The 17,262-nt window shown below is 36.7% G+C and carries 15 protein-coding genes and 1 riboswitch; of the genes, 7 read left to right on the top strand and 8 right to left on the bottom strand.

Annotated elements, in window-relative coordinates; all coding sequences use genetic code 11:
• Positions 1-54 precede the first annotated feature (54 nt).
• Complete coding sequence (locus tag AC6F8J_RS06175; RefSeq protein WP_500721828.1) at positions 55-729, bottom strand: DUF4367 domain-containing protein; 675 nt, start codon at positions 727-729, stop codon at positions 55-57.
• The gene (locus tag AC6F8J_RS06170) at positions 704-1,252 is read right to left on the bottom strand and encodes a sigma-70 family RNA polymerase sigma factor (RefSeq protein WP_500721827.1); all 549 of its coding nucleotides are present in this window, start codon (positions 1,250-1,252) and stop codon (positions 704-706) included. The genes AC6F8J_RS06175 and AC6F8J_RS06170 overlap by 26 nt, the downstream gene beginning before the upstream one ends.
• Before the next feature lie 448 nt (positions 1,253-1,700).
• Here AC6F8J_RS06170 and AC6F8J_RS06165 point away from each other — a divergent pair, with 448 nt between their 5' ends.
• Both AC6F8J_RS06165 and AC6F8J_RS06160 read left to right on the top strand, forming a co-directional pair.
• Positions 1,701-2,738 (top strand): IS66 family transposase, encoded by a 1,038-nt coding sequence (locus AC6F8J_RS06165; protein WP_500721824.1) that lies wholly within the window; start codon positions 1,701-1,703, stop codon positions 2,736-2,738.
• Between the two features lie 2 nt (positions 2,739-2,740).
• Positions 2,741-3,199, top strand: a complete 459-nt coding sequence (locus tag AC6F8J_RS06160; protein ID WP_500721823.1) for an IS66 family transposase — start codon at positions 2,741-2,743, stop codon at positions 3,197-3,199.
• Positions 3,200-3,382: 183 nt separating this feature from the next.
• Here the strand turns inward: AC6F8J_RS06160 and AC6F8J_RS06155 are convergent, their stop codons facing one another.
• The 3 genes from AC6F8J_RS06155 to AC6F8J_RS06145 form a co-directional block, all read right to left on the bottom strand.
• Positions 3,383-3,709 carry a hypothetical protein gene (locus tag AC6F8J_RS06155; protein WP_500721822.1) on the bottom strand — a complete coding sequence of 109 codons (327 nt, stop codon included), beginning with the start codon at positions 3,707-3,709 and terminating at the stop codon, positions 3,383-3,385.
• Position 3,710: 1 nt separating this feature from the next.
• The gene (locus AC6F8J_RS06150) at positions 3,711-4,892 is read right to left on the bottom strand and encodes a glycosyltransferase (RefSeq protein ID WP_500721820.1); all 1,182 of its coding nucleotides are present in this window, start codon (positions 4,890-4,892) and stop codon (positions 3,711-3,713) included.
• A 146-nt stretch (positions 4,893-5,038) separates the two neighbouring features.
• A complete protein-coding gene (locus tag AC6F8J_RS06145; protein ID WP_500721818.1) occupies positions 5,039-6,292 on the bottom strand; it encodes an HD domain-containing phosphohydrolase in 1,254 nt (417 codons plus the stop codon).
• A 718-nt stretch (positions 6,293-7,010) separates the two neighbouring features.
• Between AC6F8J_RS06145 and AC6F8J_RS06140 the strand changes: the two genes are divergently transcribed.
• Entirely contained in the window at positions 7,011-8,549 is a 1,539-nt protein-coding gene (locus AC6F8J_RS06140) for an S-layer homology domain-containing protein (protein ID WP_500721816.1), read from the top strand.
• A gap of 216 nt (positions 8,550-8,765) precedes the next feature.
• A riboswitch (NiCo riboswitch) is annotated at positions 8,766-8,864 on the top strand.
• A gap of 40 nt (positions 8,865-8,904) precedes the next feature.
• Entirely contained in the window at positions 8,905-9,819 is a 915-nt protein-coding gene (locus AC6F8J_RS06135; RefSeq protein ID WP_500721814.1) for a cation diffusion facilitator family transporter, read from the top strand.
• Positions 9,820-10,898: 1,079 nt separating this feature from the next.
• On the opposite strand, the gene AC6F8J_RS06130 is transcribed toward AC6F8J_RS06135, so the two are convergent.
• The 3 genes from AC6F8J_RS06130 to AC6F8J_RS06120 all read right to left on the bottom strand — a co-directional run bounded on the left by AC6F8J_RS06130 (position 10,899) and on the right by AC6F8J_RS06120 (position 13,619).
• Positions 10,899-11,951 (bottom strand): hypothetical protein, encoded by a 1,053-nt coding sequence (locus tag AC6F8J_RS06130; protein ID WP_500721813.1) that lies wholly within the window; start codon positions 11,949-11,951, stop codon positions 10,899-10,901.
• Positions 11,952-12,062: 111 nt separating this feature from the next.
• The gene (locus AC6F8J_RS06125; protein ID WP_500721811.1) at positions 12,063-12,689 is read right to left on the bottom strand and encodes a response regulator; all 627 of its coding nucleotides are present in this window, start codon (positions 12,687-12,689) and stop codon (positions 12,063-12,065) included.
• Positions 12,690-13,619 (bottom strand): ATP-binding protein, encoded by a 930-nt coding sequence (locus tag AC6F8J_RS06120; RefSeq protein WP_500721810.1) that lies wholly within the window; start codon positions 13,617-13,619, stop codon positions 12,690-12,692.
• 677 nt (positions 13,620-14,296) lie between these two features.
• Here AC6F8J_RS06120 and AC6F8J_RS06115 point away from each other — a divergent pair.
• The 3 genes from AC6F8J_RS06115 to AC6F8J_RS06105 are packed head-to-tail and all read left to right on the top strand — an operon-like array spanning position 14,297 to position 17,256.
• Positions 14,297-15,313 carry a substrate-binding domain-containing protein gene (locus AC6F8J_RS06115; RefSeq protein WP_500721808.1) on the top strand — a complete coding sequence of 339 codons (1,017 nt, stop codon included), beginning with the start codon at positions 14,297-14,299 and terminating at the stop codon, positions 15,311-15,313.
• An 18-nt stretch (positions 15,314-15,331) separates the two neighbouring features.
• The gene (locus AC6F8J_RS06110; RefSeq protein WP_500721806.1) at positions 15,332-16,291 is read left to right on the top strand and encodes an ABC transporter permease subunit; all 960 of its coding nucleotides are present in this window, start codon (positions 15,332-15,334) and stop codon (positions 16,289-16,291) included.
• A complete protein-coding gene (locus AC6F8J_RS06105) occupies positions 16,291-17,256 on the top strand; it encodes an ABC transporter permease subunit (RefSeq protein WP_500721804.1) in 966 nt (321 codons plus the stop codon). The genes AC6F8J_RS06110 and AC6F8J_RS06105 overlap by 1 nt, the downstream gene beginning before the upstream one ends.
• Positions 17,257-17,262 lie beyond the last annotated feature (6 nt).

Genomic DNA, 17,262 nt, shown 5'->3' with positions numbered 1-17,262 from the left:
AAAAATCACCTCCTTTACTATATATACAAGAAAGTGATCAAAAACGTGACGTTTTTATGAGATTTTTTTTATTTTTTTTGATATTTCTATCATTTCATTTTCTTTTATGTCAGAAGTCATTGAAAAAAACACTTTATCATTATGCCAATAAAGAATTTTTTGACTTTCTTTACTCATCAAAATGCCCTCTATGTTGTTGATATTGACAGTCCTAACGTCTGCTTCTTCTGTATCTATATATCTATTTTCTATGCCCTGAGTTAAGAATATCTTTGATTCACCTTTTACAAATATCATAAATTTAGTAGTCCCAAGCGCATAAGCTTCATCAAGCCTAAATCCCTCTGGTAGCCAGCCCGGTATATACCCGTCTTTCCATTCATTCTCTATATATTTCATTAATTCAGATTCATTACCCAAGGCTAACTCTGTATATTCTTTTTCAGTTTTCGTAAATAAACTTAAAAATTCATGCCTGACTGCTTCTACTCCCAGTGTAGATGATATACCAATTACCATGATAATGAATAAGATACTTGCAGCTATTCTTAACGTACCAACATGCATTCTATGTTTCTGACTGTTTGATCTCAAATTCTGAATCCAATTTTTCATATGCTCTGAGGGTTCAACTTCATCAACCGCCATAAACTTCTTAACAGTCTCTTCCTGATCTTCTGATATAAGTGTCTCTAGTAAATTATCAATATTCTCCTTGTGATGATTCATGAAGTTCACCTCCTCCTCTTAGTAAGCATTTAGCTTTGTGTCTTGCACGTTTATAAATTGCTCTAATCGCCGTTTCTCTTTTTCCAACAACCGCACTAATTTCATTGTGATTGTATCCTTGGGTTCGAAGCATTAATACATCAATCTGTAGTTCAGTCAAATGAGCAGTAAGTTTTTCTTTTAAAAAGCGCAGTTCACATTTTTCTATATATTCCTTTTCCAAAGAACACGCATCTGTTAATAAAAGTGATTTACTTTCATCCAAAGAAATGGTTGTATGATTTTTCTTTTTTAGTTGATTAATATACTGGTGCTTTATCATTTTAGCAATCAAACCAATAACTTTTTCTTCATCTATCATAAGTTTGTTCCGATCAATATCTCTGGCAAGTTTGGTAAATACCTCTTGAACTATATCTTCAGCAAGTCCTTTATCATGAACAAAAGTCATTGCATAGCCAATGGCTTTTGTTACATAACGCTTGTAAAGATTTTCCACAATTTCTATATCATTTTTGTTCATATGACCTCCCATATTAATTATTCTCCCACGCATATTATACCACATATGTGGCTCTTTTTTTTCTATATGATTTGGGGATTATCTTAGCTAGAACGTATATTTGGATTTAGATACATAAAATTATTGTAACTATTCAGTCGACTCGTATTTCTCATTTTTTTTGTGACATTCGCTGAATTTAAAAAAGTTTTTACTGCTTTTGATGCCTGTTGATAATTTCCGTCTTTTTTTTTGACTGACAAAACTATGGTGTTATCGACATAAAAATCATCTTTGACCCTGATTTCAGTGGATAACTTCCATTTGCTGCATGACCAGCATGTGATTCACTCCAATAAACCATGTGTTGTCAACACGTCATTATGACGAAGGTTTTTTCTGGCGCGTTCGCCTTTTCCTGCCGTTTTTACTATAATAATAGTAGAGAAAACGAGAGAAGGTGAAGCCTGTGACCCGAGAAGAATTACTCAAAGAAAACGAAAAATTAAGACAACATATCGCTACCATGAGTACAGCCATCAACACCATGGCGACTTCGTTAGAAAAGCAGGCTAAAACCAATGAGGAATTGAACCACACGATTGCCCAGCTGGTGAAAACCATTGAAGGCCTGAAAGAGCAATTAGGCAAGAACTCCAAAAACAGTTCCAAGCCTCCATCTTCTGATGGTCTTGCCAAGCCAAGTCCCAAAAGTCTTCAGAAACCTTCCGGCAGAAAACCCGGTGGTCAAAAAGGCCATAAAGGCAATGGACTCACACTAATGGCAACCACTGACAAATCAGAAGTACACAGACCCAAAGCCTGTAAAGGCTGTCTTTATGAGAGTGAATGTGTGAGCTGTGGGCAGTCTGCTGTCAGGAATCTTATTGATGTCGAAATAAAAACAACAATAGTTCCCCACTACACAGAATCGTATATATGTCCACTTGAGAAACATCAAGTCATCAGTGGTGAGTTTCCTGATTCAATCAACTCAAGCATGCAGTACGGCACCAACGTCAATGCACTTGCTATTGCACTCAACACCGAAGGCATGGTGAGCGTGCCACGGACACACGATATCTTGTCCTCGGTATTGGGTTTGCCGATCAGTGTCGGAACCGTCAGTGCCATGGTCAACAAGTTTGCCAAGAAAGTGGAAAACACAGTTGAGAGTATTCGTGTAGCACTACTTAACAAATCGGTCATCCATTGCGATGAAACTGGTCTGCGTACAGCAGGAAGTCTTCACTGGGTTCATAGCGCCTGCGATCAGGACTTTACCCGTCTCGGGATAAACAAGAAACGAGGCAAAGAAGGCATGGACGCCATAGGTTTTCTTCCTGATTTCGACGGACTGATAGTCCATGACTTTTGGGCTTCCTACTGGAAGTATAATCTCCAACACGCTGAATGTGCCACTCAACTGCTCCGAGAGTTAAATGGGGTTATTGACCACCATAAGGAGCAAAAAAATGGGCAGAAGCTTTCCAAAAGCTGCTGCTGAAGATGAACAAAGCAAAGAATACAGCTATGGAAAAAGGGAAAACCTCAATCAGCTATTATCATAGCCATAAATTCAGTGATGAATACGACCGGATAATGGCAGTGGCAAAAGATCAAAACCCAACTCCTAAAAGAGTTCCCGGGAAAAAAGGACGGATTAAAAAAGGTACCGTACTTGCACTAATCGATAGGTTAATCGAGCACAAGGGAGAAGTCTGCCAGTTCATTTATGATTTCAATGTTCCTTTCACAAACAACATCGCAGAGCAAAGTATTCGGATGATAAAGATCAAAGCAAAAGTCAGTGGATGCTTCAGAACATTAAAAGGTGCAGACACCTTCATGACGATTAAGTCATATCTTGGAACAGCCAAGAAACATGGCATCAATATACATGAAGCAATAAAAGCAGCTCTTGAAGGCGACGATTATAGGTTGTTATTTGGGGCTTGTCTTTTATAACTTAGACAGGTACAATTCTCCTCAAAGTATTCTCCTTCAAAACTGGGAAAAGAGAAGTAGGGTAATGACAGAACCTAAAATGCTTTTATTAAATACAGGAAAATCAAACCAATTTTCCTTTTCATTATAAACAATGTGATAGTTAGGATGTAGGGGATACATGTTCATTCTCCAAGCTATTTTTTATTTGGTCCATTTGCCTGTAAATCGAAGATGACCGATAGGGGTATCAATAAGACCCTCTAAGGCAGTCGTATTATAGAAGTGAATCACCACATCTATTAAAATAATATCTATGGTGGTTTCAAAAACCAATTCAGTTTCTTTTTCTTTGATTAAGCGTAGTTTTCTTGTAAAACCCAGCCACTTTAATGTGCCTTGTAATTTTTTGCCCTTTTTTCCTCTTTTCAATACCAGCGTGGGCTTGAACAATAAGAATAAAGGATGTCGTAATCGATAAGTACCTAACGTAAAATAAGTTGTCGTATGTTCATCATTAAGCGTTTTCATATTAGGCGATACTATTTTTTTCTTGGTAATAGGACTTCAACTCTAGCTCTGGCAACCGTTCAAAATCATGAATAATGGTATCAAAGTCCTCTAATAATGTGTTAAAGACAGCATCCCAAGATTTTCCTTTTGCATAATTTCTGCCTCTTGTTCCAAATTGATGGCGCATTATGTCTCCCACAATCAACCTCTCTAGAGCAAAGGCAAAAGCTTCGCTGTCATTGGGTTCTACTAGGAAACCATTATACCCTGGATCAATCAAGGTCTTTACACCACCCTTATTGACACCAACTACAGGAAGTCCAGAAGCAAAGGCTTCTAGCACAACATTGCCAAATGTTTCAAAAGAGGAGGGAAAAGCAAAAATATCACAACTGGCATAGATTTCTGCTAATGCTTGTCCTCTTTTGTAACCGGTAAATACCACATTATCCGGCATGGTTTTTTTGAGTTCATTCTCCATCGGACCTTCGCCGGTGATTACCAGTTGAATTCTATCCGAATATGTATGATTTAAAAGTTGCATTGCATCTCTTAGCACATCTAAATCCTTCTCAGGTGATAATCTGCCCACATAAAGTAATCCCAGTTTACCCTCTAGACCCAATTCTTTCCTAAGTTGGACGGATCGCTTATCCCTTGAGAAATGGTCAAAATCAATGCCCCTACCAAAAATTCCGGTTCTTAAAACACCCAACTTTTTCAATATTTTTTCAGATTCAACGGAAGGGGTTACGGTTCTAGTGGCTTCTTGGTGAAACCAGGCCAAATATTTATCTGTAAGTTTTTCTAAGACACCAAGTTTATAAGATTTTAGTATTGTCGAGAAGTTCGTAGAATAGTTTGAGACTACAGGAATATTGTGTGTTTTACCATAGTTTAGACCGCATAGACCCATAGTGAATTCCGTCATTGTAAATATGATGTCCGGTCCAAAAGCATCCAGTCTTTTGTTTAATCGAATTAAGTTAGGGAACGTAAGACGGCATTCAGGATATAAAAAGAAAGGCGTAGATAAAAAAGCTTCAATATTGTAAGGTAGATCACTTTCACTTTTTTGTTCAGGTGTTACAAAAATGTAGTCAATATGATTGGCTTTTAAATATTCACCAAATCGTCTTAAGGTATTGGTGACACCATTGACCTGTGGTAAAAAAGTATCTGTAAAAATCGCTATTTTCATTTTAACCTCCATAGGTGGCTACTATCAAAATGGATATCTTCTCTATCACCTAAAAGATATCATATGAAGGTTAAGCCTATATGGCGCCTATGTGAGGTTTATTCATATTTATGTAAAGTTTGTTTGCACGATGTAAAACGCTATGCTTAATTTTCCGGATGAATGATATGATTATATTCTTCATTAATTGTTTCACGGATCTTCTTGATTTCGCAAAAGAGTACTTCAGCCATTGAGAGCAATACATCATAAACGGTGCTGCCTACTATGTCTTTATATTCATTCTTAATCGTTTCCATGACCTTATCCAGTTCCATGGATTTTCTATAAGGACGGTCCTCTGAGAGTGCTGAAAAGATATCCGCGTATATAATAATCTGAATCTCTATGCCGATATTTTGTGCCTTCGTCTTCTTCGGATATCCAGAATTATCCAATTTTTCATGATGGGAACCTGCCCACCTTGATAGTTCTTCGATACCTTTTACCTGTTTTAATATTTCATACGTATAATAGGGATGCGTCATCATGATGTTAAACTCTTCCTTGGTTAGAGATGTGGGTTTTTCCAAAATCTCTGTAGGAATGGCTATCTTGCCAAAGTCATGCATATAGGCTGCTAATTTAATACCGGAACATATCTTCTCTTCCAAATTCATTTGTTTTGCAAGCCTTAATGCAACATGAGACACGCGAGCAGAATGTGCTGCTGTATAACGTGATTTGTAATCGATTATTTTACTTAAGGTTGCAACAAGATCGTTGACCGTCTCAATATTATTCTCAATAGAAAAGCACTCGAAATCAACCTTTTCAAGAAGGTCATGCATGCCCATATAGTCAATATCAAACCAGAACTGCTCTTTTTTAGCCAAATCTAAAAAAACACGATAAACGGTCTCATCAAACAAACTACCTTTTAATTCACTAAGAGTAGTTATAACATATGCTTTTTGGTTCAGTGCGAGCTCATCCGTTTTTAAAAGTATTTCAATTCGGTCCGCCAAATGCAAAATAAAGGATTCATAGGGCACCGCAAGTTCATCATTAATGGTTTTGTCAGATGCTTTTACATGATGATGGCGAATAATTTTACTCATGTGCTCAAAAGGTGTGAAAGAAGAAATAATACCTGCACCTAATCGTTCATGTGCTTCCGGATTCACAACATCTAGTTCTTTGAGTTCAAGGCTATCTTTTACAGTTAAGGCACCAATATCATGAAGGGTACATGCCAATATTAAGTTGGATTGTTGAAAGGTATCCAGTCCACAAGCCACACCTAGGTAGTAGGCGATAATGGCTACACGCCTATGATGATGTTTTAGAATCGGGTTAACCACATCAATTGCATTAATAAACGCAGACATGACATCGAACATCTTAAGATCATAAATCATAACGACCTCCTTGTATCACTCACCAAGTTTATGGTGTTTCTTATCATTATTATACACTTTTTATACCGAAATATATATAGAAATGAAAAGACTTGTTGTGAAATATATATCTCCTGTTACTGTTCAGACCCAATAAAAATCAAAAAAAATTGACGAAATTTTTTCCTGTAGAAAAAGTGATACGAGCAAGACAATCGTTTTTTAAGGTTGCCTTGCTTGAATTTTCCCTTTATTATCCACAGTTATTCACAGATGACTTCTGTTTTCTTGATTATAATAGACCCTAGTAATCTTTTTGGGTACTATTTTTTGCCTTTTTTCAACACTTATCCACCGTCATAATGACCATATACAATAATGGAGAAATTCGCTTGTTTTAAGGGTTTCTGATATTATTTTTTAAAAAAGCAAGTAAGTATTGATATGAACAAAAATCTAGAGAATGAGATGTTACTGTTCAAGTTAATCTCTGAACAGTAACGTTTTAATGCATAGTGAATAATGAAATCTATTTATCCTTTGAGATTTTCCTTGATATTATGTTATACTATAAATGGTTAAGGCGTCAAAACTATATAGTTGAACTTTCACCTACCATATGTAGTTATGAATGTATCAACGTAATCTACATATGGTAGGCGAATTTAGTGAAACTTAGTTTTGACCCTTTAACCATAAATATTAGTAAACATAACAAAGTCAATAAAGGAGGGTAATAATGAACATGAGTAAGAAGCTAATTGTAACCGTGATTTTAACAATTACACTATTATTCAGCACGATGAGCACAGCATTTGGAGACACCTATACTGACATTGACAATAACCCACATCAAGATGCTATTCTTGAAATGTCGAGACTGGGTATACTAGCAGGTGTGGGTAACGATTTGTTCGCGCCAACAGCAGAACTTAATAGGGCTGCAGCGGCCAAAGTGGCGGGTTATCTGCTGGGGTTTACAGAAGAAGATGCCAGCATCGCTTCAAAAGCAGAAGCAATGTTTACAGATATTGAAGGCACTCAACACACGTGGGCATTAGGCTGGATTAATTTAATGACAGAGGAAGGCATATTACGCGGTGTTGGAGATGGTCTTTATGCACCGGGAGATCCGCTACAGAAAGTGCATTGGGTAACGATTTTGACAAGAATATTACAGCATGAACAAGAGGGTATGGTTTGGCCAGACGATTATGACAATATGGCAAATAGCCTCAAACTTGTCAGCGGTCTTTATTATGTTGGCTCAAGCATTATGAATCGTGCCGAAATGGCACGTATGACGACGAACGCGCTGTATAATGTAGAGCGCTCTGATGGCGAAAGAATAATAGACGTTGTCACATTTGAAGAACCACCTCTAGACGACTGGCATGTTAATGAACAAGTAGAGCCTAGTACTTACAATGATGCAGAGATTTTTGTTGAAGTAGGTAAGACGTTAGTGCCAACTGGAGGAGGTCAAACTATTACAATTACAGTAGCCGCGACCTACGGTCCTAATAGCTTGCCAGCAGCCAATACGAATATAGAGTTTTTTGCTAATGCCGGACCGCACGACAGAAGGAGCCGCTTATCTGCGCCAAGCGTAATCACGGATGCGAATGGCATAGCAAGCGTTACATATACCACCTTATCAGATGATGATAACCTTTTGATTGAGTTTTTGGCTAATATTCATACAAATAATGACTGGGTCGATAAACGTGCTTATGCCTTAGTATCAAACTCAGCCGCTTATATCAGTGGGCGTGTCATTAACCCATTTAATGGAAGTATAGTACCGGATATAGAAGTGGGTATAGATGCCGAGGGACTTCCACACACACCGGTTCCTGTAGATGAGCAGGGCTACTACGGTACACCTGTTAATGCAGGTACATACTATATTAATTACAACTTAAAGAGTGGCACCACTTCGCCATACCCTGGTGAATACAGAGGATCACACTTTAGTATAAACAATAAGGGTGATATCTGGTTCTCAATACAACAAACCCTTGTTGCGGGCAATAGCTACACATTGCCATCTGAACTCGGCATCATTACCGGTACGAGCGGACTTGCTCCGGGAACTGATATCTATATTACAGCAAAAGACACGAACAATACGCGCATAGCTACTATTGGAACCAACGGACGATTCTTGATTACCTTGACACCAGGAATATATGAAATAAGTAATCGTGTAGGGACGACTCTAAAAGCAAACATAAGTATTCAAAAAGGAAGTGTTACTGACGTAGGTGGCATTTAATACCAAGAAGCTCTAGCCGAAGGCTTGAGCTTCTTCACTAAGAAGTCGCAGCAAGAGATTTCTATGAGCTTGCAAGTAAAAGTGGTGTTAAGATTTATATTGACGAAAAGAGTTTTATTGTTTATAATTTTCTAAACGCAAGTATTATTGTTGAAATGTAGAAACTATATAGTTGAACTTTTACATAGAATATATAGTTATGAGTGCATCAAAGTATAAGGATAAAATGAGCAGGCGATGAACCTACAATAGGTCATGGGCCGGGTTACCAGTGGTGACAGCAGATTATGGTATAAGCACATCTGTGGGACAGTAATGTTCTGTGTATGTGCTTTTTTATTTTAAGGAGGGCAATATGGCTAATCAAGATATAACGGATGACACACGTAGTAGGGAAGCAAAAAAGGTGACATGGGTTGGTTTTTTAGTTAATACGATATTAACAATCACAAAAATAGCTGCAGGTTTACTAGGGCATAGTTCTGCTATGATTGCAGATGGCATCCATTCACTATCTGATTTTTTTACTGATATTGTTGTATTAGTTGGGTTCGGATTTACTGAAAAACCTGAAGATGAAGGGCATAGTTACGGACATGGAAAATATGAAACCTTTGCAACGCTTATTATTGGTTTGGCATTATTTCTTGCGGGATTTGGTATTTTTCAAAAAGGTGTTATGAATATTTATGGCGTATTTATAAAAAATGAAACCATAGCCAGACCGGGTGTGATTGCTGTTTTAGCAGCTTTAGTCTCAGTTCTAACAAAAGAAGTGTTATATCGCTATACAAAAAAAGTAGGAGAAAAAATTAAGTCGCCGGCGGTGATTGCAAACGGATGGCACCATCGATCAGATGCATTTTCTTCTATGGGAACACTTTTTGGCATAAGCTGTGCTTTTTTCTTGGGGGAAAAATGGACAATACTTGATCCTATAGCAGCCATATCAGTAAGCATTTTTATAATTATAGTTGCCTTTAAGATTATGGCACCGGCAGTCAATGAATTATTAGAAGCATCTCTTAATGAAGATGAGATTCAATATATAATCAACTTACTAGAAGAATCAGTAGAAGTACAGAAATATCATCGAATGCGTACGAGACGGATAGGGGATAGAGTTGCTATTGAAGCACATCTGAAGTTTGATAGATCCATCTCATTATATAATGCACATGTTATTTCCGATGCTTTAGAACGAAAATTAAGGTATTATTTCGGTAGAAGAAGTATTATTACATTTCATTTGGAACCCAATAAGGAATAAGAGAAGGAAAGTATTATGGTTAGAGTGATAAACCAATAGGAACGGATATATAGTATCTGAAACAAGTTGCCGTTATTGTCGCGTTGATTTTCCTATAATATTTAGAGAAAAGCTTTCATAAGGGTATACTCAGAAACAGAACGACCGTATTTTTATGAAATGAGTAAGAGAAAATAATAAGCACTTGTGGCCTAGAACATGTGATAAAGTGAATCTAAAGGAACCTGGGAAAAAGTAATAAAGTGGTTATAACAATACTTAACTTTTTTACAGAGGGAAGACAACCCAATGATAGCAAGACGAACCACGTCATACAGGTACTCAAGAAACAAATAAGCAGGATAAGTTAGAAATTCGATCAGTGGTAGATGTACATATCCATGATTGGATAAGATGATGGAACTTGCTGGGTCAAGACACCTGGAATCTGAGTGTATAAAATGATGATATGATCTTGATCTATGAGAAAATCAGGGCTTCTGACAAAGTTGTATTTCTATTTCCTAAAAACAGTGGGTTCTTAACAGGCTATGTAAAAACCTTTATAGATCCTCTCATACTCAAATCATTGAGGACTACTGTTATAGAAGAGCACACCATTTAAGAATAACTGTCGTAATATGGATAACTAAGGATGGCAGAGTCATCAGAAAAATACTAGAACATAGAGAATCTCAGCCAGACTTGCTTTGGCAAACATTGCAACACCAAACCAAGGAAAAGTTATATGGAAAGTTATCAATCGACTTATTTGCGCCCTTACCTTGCACATCTACTTAGTCGACTCAATGCTGTATAGGCGGAGACATTAAAAACTTCTATTGGAATATGCAACTCAAGAAGAACCATACTATGAAAGAAAGCTTAGATTAGCCTTATGTGCCCAAAAAATAAAATCTATAGTATATAAAATATTACGACTGACTTAAGAAGTGATAAGAATTAAATTTTTATAAATTGAATGGTTTTTAGAGATAGCAGAAGCCAATAGTAGGGTAAGATGGGCTTTTCGCTCAAAAAGGGCTACTGGCAAACCGCCAGTAGCCCCATATTTATGCTAATTCTAAAAAAACTAAATGCTAGAATCTCCCTTTGATAACATCTTCTTCGGTTATGATACCCGCTTCAACGAGTGCTCTTTGGAAAGAAGTGTTTTCTCTTGAAATTCGAATAGTAGCACCAGCAACAGTTTCATATGACTTTTGAATTGTCTTAGTAGCGCCGGTTACCGAGTCTTCATAGATACCAAAGAAATTGTTTTCATCAATACCTAACTTGTATTCGTCACCTTCGTAGTTCTTTCCTTCAAAGTCGGTAAGTCCTGTTAACTCGGAGGCGTTTTTGCCAATCATCGTTTTAGCAATATTCTTGTAATTACCATTCCACCCACCGATTGAATGGAATCCATGGGTCCCTCCAAGTGGTTGTGGTTTACCGTTTTCAAAAGTAACGCCTGAAAGCGTCAATAATTCTTCAATGGTTGTATCATTGGTGATATCTTTATAAACGCCACGCAAGTTGATGACATGGGAGTAAATACTGAAATCTAGTAAGGACAGTCCCTCAAGTTCTTCAAAAGCCTTAAGCTTAATCAATCCAGAACCTGATGTCCTTACAGTGGGAACCAATCCGTTGTCAATGGTCAATTGTCCTATTTTTGTAGAATAATCATAATCGGGCTCGAATTTTGCTTCAAATAAATAGCGCGTAATAGGATCCACAATGCCGTAAGCAACGGTACCATTAGTGTCGACACCTACAATAAACAAAGACATTTTGTCATTTGTCTTAATTTCAAACATAGAATTCCCGCTTTCGACGGAATCAGAACCTATGATAGCAGGTGTTGGATTAATACTTGTATCAAATGTAACTGTTGCTGCTGGATCATTTCTCTTAATCCATTGGTCGTCTTTTAACACTAGAAAATCCATTTCAAAGTCAGTGATGATGCCTTTTTTATCTAAAGTCATCTTTGTTTCGATTTTCTCAGTTGCTTCTTCTAAAGAAATACCTTTAGATTCACCTTTCCATGAATAACCGATATATTCACCAGAATAATCTGTTGAACTGCACCCTACTGAAGTGAGAACTAGCACTACAAGCAAGAATATGGATAATATTTTTTTCATAATTACCTCCAAATTTTTTTGTCACAATTCTTTGTGATAAATTTATCATACAGCATTTGAAAGTTAAGAACAATTGTCAAATGTCCTTTTTATATTAGGGACATTTGTCCCTTATTTATTGCGATCTATCCAGTATAATGCAGCTTCAGTACGATTATTAACGCCGATTTTTTCGAAGATGCGGCTGATATAATTCCTAACAGTTTTTTCGGCGATAAACAATTCCTTACCAATGTCTTTGTTGGTAAGACCCTGTGCAATCCGGCTTATTATTTCAATTTCTTGTAGGGTTAGTTCCAAGTGCTGCGCCTTATCCGGTGAGGGGTTGAGCAAATTATGAATCAAAGAAGGGTCAAAACTTTTTTCGCCGGACAGGACGCGTTCGATAGATGATAGGATCATCTTTCGGTCTATTGTCTTCATTAAATAGCCATCCGCTCCGGCCTGCAAAGCTTCTTTTATTATGTAATCATCACAAAACGCCGAAACGATAATGATTTTGATAGCAGGGTATTTTTTTTTAATTTGATAGCACATGGTGACGCCGTCTCCATCCGACAACTTGTAGTCCAAAAGAATTAAGTCGGGAGCAGAAGTTGCTATTTTTTTAAAAGTTTCAGCGCTTGTTTCTGCATGGCAACACACATTATAAGTATCATTCTTTTCCAACAGGGATGCGAGTCCCAATCTTACTACTGCATGGTCATCTACAATCATGATGTCAACTTTATTTTCCAACTATACCTCCCATGGAACTGTAATCGATATTCGTGTTCCATTTACATCACTTTTGATAGTTATTTCTCCTGAAATCATATTAATTCTTTCCAACATAGACTTAAGTCCCATCCCTTGAAGTGCATTTGGCTTCGAGGTGTCGAATCCTTTGCCATCATCGACGATGGTCAGATTTAGTCCGTTGATGGTTGAGTTAATACCGATTTGGATATGAGTACCTTGAGAATGTTTATTGGCATTAGTTACGGACTCTCTAACCGCATAATACAACTGATTAAGCTTATTTGTGCTAATGAAGCCATAATTTATCTGATCATTATCTTGGCTTAGATTTATTGTCATGCTATCAGGTGTCTTAAAATTCATTAACATAGTTTGAAGACGAACATAGAGATCATCCACATCGTTTTTCTCAAAAGAAGATGTATTTAGGAAGTCGCGTATACGTTCCATGACTTTGCATAATTGAATTTTTGAAGCGTGTAGTTTTTGATTTAACTCCATATCAGATGAATAATTATCTTGCAAGTTTTCTATCTGTATTCCAACAGAAAAGAGATCTTGTAAGATGACATCATGCATTTCTCTTGCCAACCGTTTTCGTTCTTTAGCGACATTTTGTCTTGCTATAAGATGATTCAAACGTTTATCATTCTCTAATTTAAAGAGACGAATAACATTGACAAAGAGCAATGTTATTATGAGTGCAAGTATCGTTCTTGAGACTTCCAATCGTATTCCAAAAAGATCTAGAAAAAATGATTGATCCATAAGTTGAGTCAATCCATATAGGAAAAAAGCACCGGCCATGATGTTGAGTGGATAACGCATCCATTTCATTTTGCTATAATAATGATCGCGGCTAGTTAAAACTATAGCCACTGCGGTTATCAAAGCACTTGGAAAGCCGATGAAGTATCGAATCATCATATTCCGATCCCCAATAAAAAAAGTAGAGATATAGATACATATGCTGATAACCGATGTATAGAAGAATAATACTCTTAAATTTTTTTTGAAAATATAATGGTTCATGAGTTTTAACCCAAAAAATAATAGAAAGATAAAGGATAAAGCATTGAGTATCCAAATTAATTCCCTAAAAAACACAAAATGATTGCTGAACAGAGTTGTAAATGAAAACATAATCAACCATTCAACAATACCGTGAAATAAACCAAACAGACCTAAATACTGAATAGAACTAACTAGTGGAAATGCTTTATGTTTTCTATTGATGTGCATAAATGAACTAATACCTAAAGTAAAGAAAACCAGTCCATAAATAAAGTATATAAAAATCATAGTGCTGGTCACATCATTCATAATTAATCGTTCTCCTTAAACCAACAATTACATTTACCCAATTAGACAAGTGGGATGCATATTTATATGATACACGGTATTCTTCTACATGACCAGTCTAAGAATACTTTTACTCAAAAAAACACGAGAGTTTTAGTCAGAAAAAGTGATAAGTACTCAAGAATTATAAGAATGCTTGTGTATTAAAAAAAAATAAAGTACAATATAGAAGATTAGTTTTCATTTATTATCGATTGTGAACGATTAAGAAAAGAGAAAGGCTTTAAAACAGGGTGGTGAAGATGATTAAGAGAAAAAAACAACTAATATCTTTCGTAGTTTATATTCTTTTGCTTTTGTTTGTGATTACAGGTTGTCAAGAAAAAATACTGAACAACAAAGGGACTCAAGATACCATTCGTATTGGGATGATACCGAAAATTAGTGGGATTTCATATTTTGACCAATGTGCAGAGGGTGCGAGGGAGATAGCAGACAAATATGGCATGGAATTGATTTATAGAGGGCCTTCTTCGGCAGATGCAGCATCTCAGGTGAATATCATCCAAGATATGATCTATGATGGTGTTGATGTCATTGCCATAGCACCGGTTGATCCGGATGCTGTAAAAGTGATTTTAGATGAGGCTAGGCATAGAGGTGTCATTGTTGTTACTTTCGATGCAGACTCTGTTGAAGAAAGCAGAGATATTTTTGTGAATCAAGTTTCAGCAGAGCAATTAGGGAAACATATTATTGACAACTTAGTCAAACTCATTGGTGATGAAGGCAATTACGCTATTTTGACAGCTTCATTGACAGCAGACAATCAAAATACTTGGATTCAGTGGATGAAGACGTATCAAGCAAAAAAATACCCGAATCTTAAGCTGTTAACGGTTATACCCACAGATGAAGATCAGCAAAAAGCATATGCACATACACGAAATTTAATACAGGCTTATCCGGAACTGGACGGTATCGTTGCTATGTCAACGGAAGCAGGACCGGGAGCGGCTCAAGCTGTTAAGGTTTTGGGTAAGAAAGATGCAATTAAACTCTATGCTTTAGCCTTGCCCAATGACATGAACGATTACTTGAAAGAAGGGTCAGTGCATTTGACGACACTATGGAACCCACATGACCTTGGCCGATTGACAATAGAAGTTGTGCATACTCTACTACGAGATAAGAAGATTGTTGATGGTTCTATGTATGGAGATGTTGGACCCATAAAGTATATTGAATCTGAAAAGACGATAATAATGGGAGAGCCTTTAGATTTTAACGCTATCAATGTAGATGATTTTGACTTCTAGGCAGAAATGGTGGTTTGCATGAATGTAAGAAAATATTTTAAAAACCGCGAAAGCTATATATTTTTAATGACCATTATTCTATGGGTATCCATATCTATAGCAAATTTGAACTTTGCTAATCCAAGATATTTACTTGAACTTATTGGGGTTAACAGTGTATACTTCATATGTGCATTAGGCGTACTTCCGTTAATGATCAAAGGACATTTTGACTTGTCAGTTGGAGGTATGATTGCATTTATCAGCGTTTTATTATCCGCTTTGGCCAGTTGGTTTCTATTGCCAATACCTTTAGTGATTTTCATAGGTGCTATCCTTGGTGTGGTGGTTGGAATGCTAAATGGGGTATTAATCTCGAAGTTTAGAGTTTCTTCGGTGGTCGTAACGCTAGCAACTATGTATATCTTTTATGGCATATCAAAATACATTTATAATTCTTTTACAGGACGCCTATTTATGGCGGGAGAATATAATGTTCAAGACTATAATGGCACGATTGAAAATATGAGTGTATTAATAATGGCACTCCTTACATATTATATTTTAAAACATACAAATTTCGGACGTAGTGTTTACGCATTTGGTGGTGAAAGAAAATTAGCCATACAAAAAGGGTATCATGAGTCTGTTTCAACAATTAAAGCTCATGGATATTGCGGGTTAAGTGCGGGTGTTGGTGCGGCACTTCATGTGATAACATTTAACCAAAATAGTGTCGATGCATATCTAAATATTGAATTTGAATTAATTATTATCGTTATACTAGGTGGTCTACATATATTAGGTGGATATGGTACTGTGTTTGGCACTTTGATCGCAAGCTTTTTTATCACGATACTCAGAAGCGGTTTGGTTTTTGCGAGAATACCGGTATTTTGGCATGACATGATGATTGGAGGCATTATCATTCTTGTCATCTCATATGGTATCTATAAAGAACGGTATAAAAAAAGAAATATCAAAGTAGGTGAAACATAATGCTTAGCATATATGAGAAGAAATTATTTGGAATTCTAATTGGTATCATAATTTTAGGGACAGTCTTTTTTGGTGGCGAATTTTTATCCGTGAAGACCTTGCTGATTATGGCAAACCAATTACCCGAATATGGACTTATTTCAGTTGCTTTGATGATCACATTGATTGTTGCAGGCATGAATCTGTCCATAATATCTATGACAACGCTTGCTGGTATTATTGGGGCATTAACCATGCACTATTTTGATGGATTAGGTTCTTTTTCAGTCGTGATAGGCATCCTCGTGATGCTGCTTGTAGGCGCTCTGGCAGGCGCAATTAATGGCGCTGTTGTTAGTTTTTTGGAAGTGTCTCCCATTGTAACAACCCTTGGCACCATGATGCTTTTTAAAGGCGTGGCTTTAAATATAACCCAAGGAGGGGCGATTAGATCCTTTCATCCCGTTTTCACCTATATTGGAAATGGTAAAATAGCAGGGATACCTTTCCCATTGTTTGTATTTATAATTATTGCAATTATTGCGGGTTGGATTCTTAATACAAGTGATTTTGGTAAGCAACTGTATCGAATTGGAAAGAACAAAGAGGCAGCCATATACTCCGGTATCAATGTGAAGAAGGTTATCTTTCTTGCATATATTCTTGCAGGTGTTATTGCGGGCGTTACAGCTATGGTCATGGCTGCGCGTTATAATTCGATTCGCGTTGACTATGGTGAAGCATACCTACTTAATGGGCTGGTTATTGTTAGTTTGGGTGGCGTTGACATTAATGGAGGAAAAGGAACGATGAGAGGTATGTTGATAGCTGTCATTATTATAAGTGTGATGTTAAGAATTCTGAACTTAGCTTATGTGGATTCACATCTAATGAGTGCGATTATGGGTGTCATCCTTTTAGTGAACATTTTCATTCAGTATGATTCAGAACAACGGAACAAACGTAAAATAGAAAAAGAGATATAGGTGATG

It is taken from the genome of Petrocella sp. (assembly GCF_059865615.1).
Note: the sequence above shows the minus strand (reverse complement) of the source record. Positions and strands in the feature narration are given on the sequence as shown.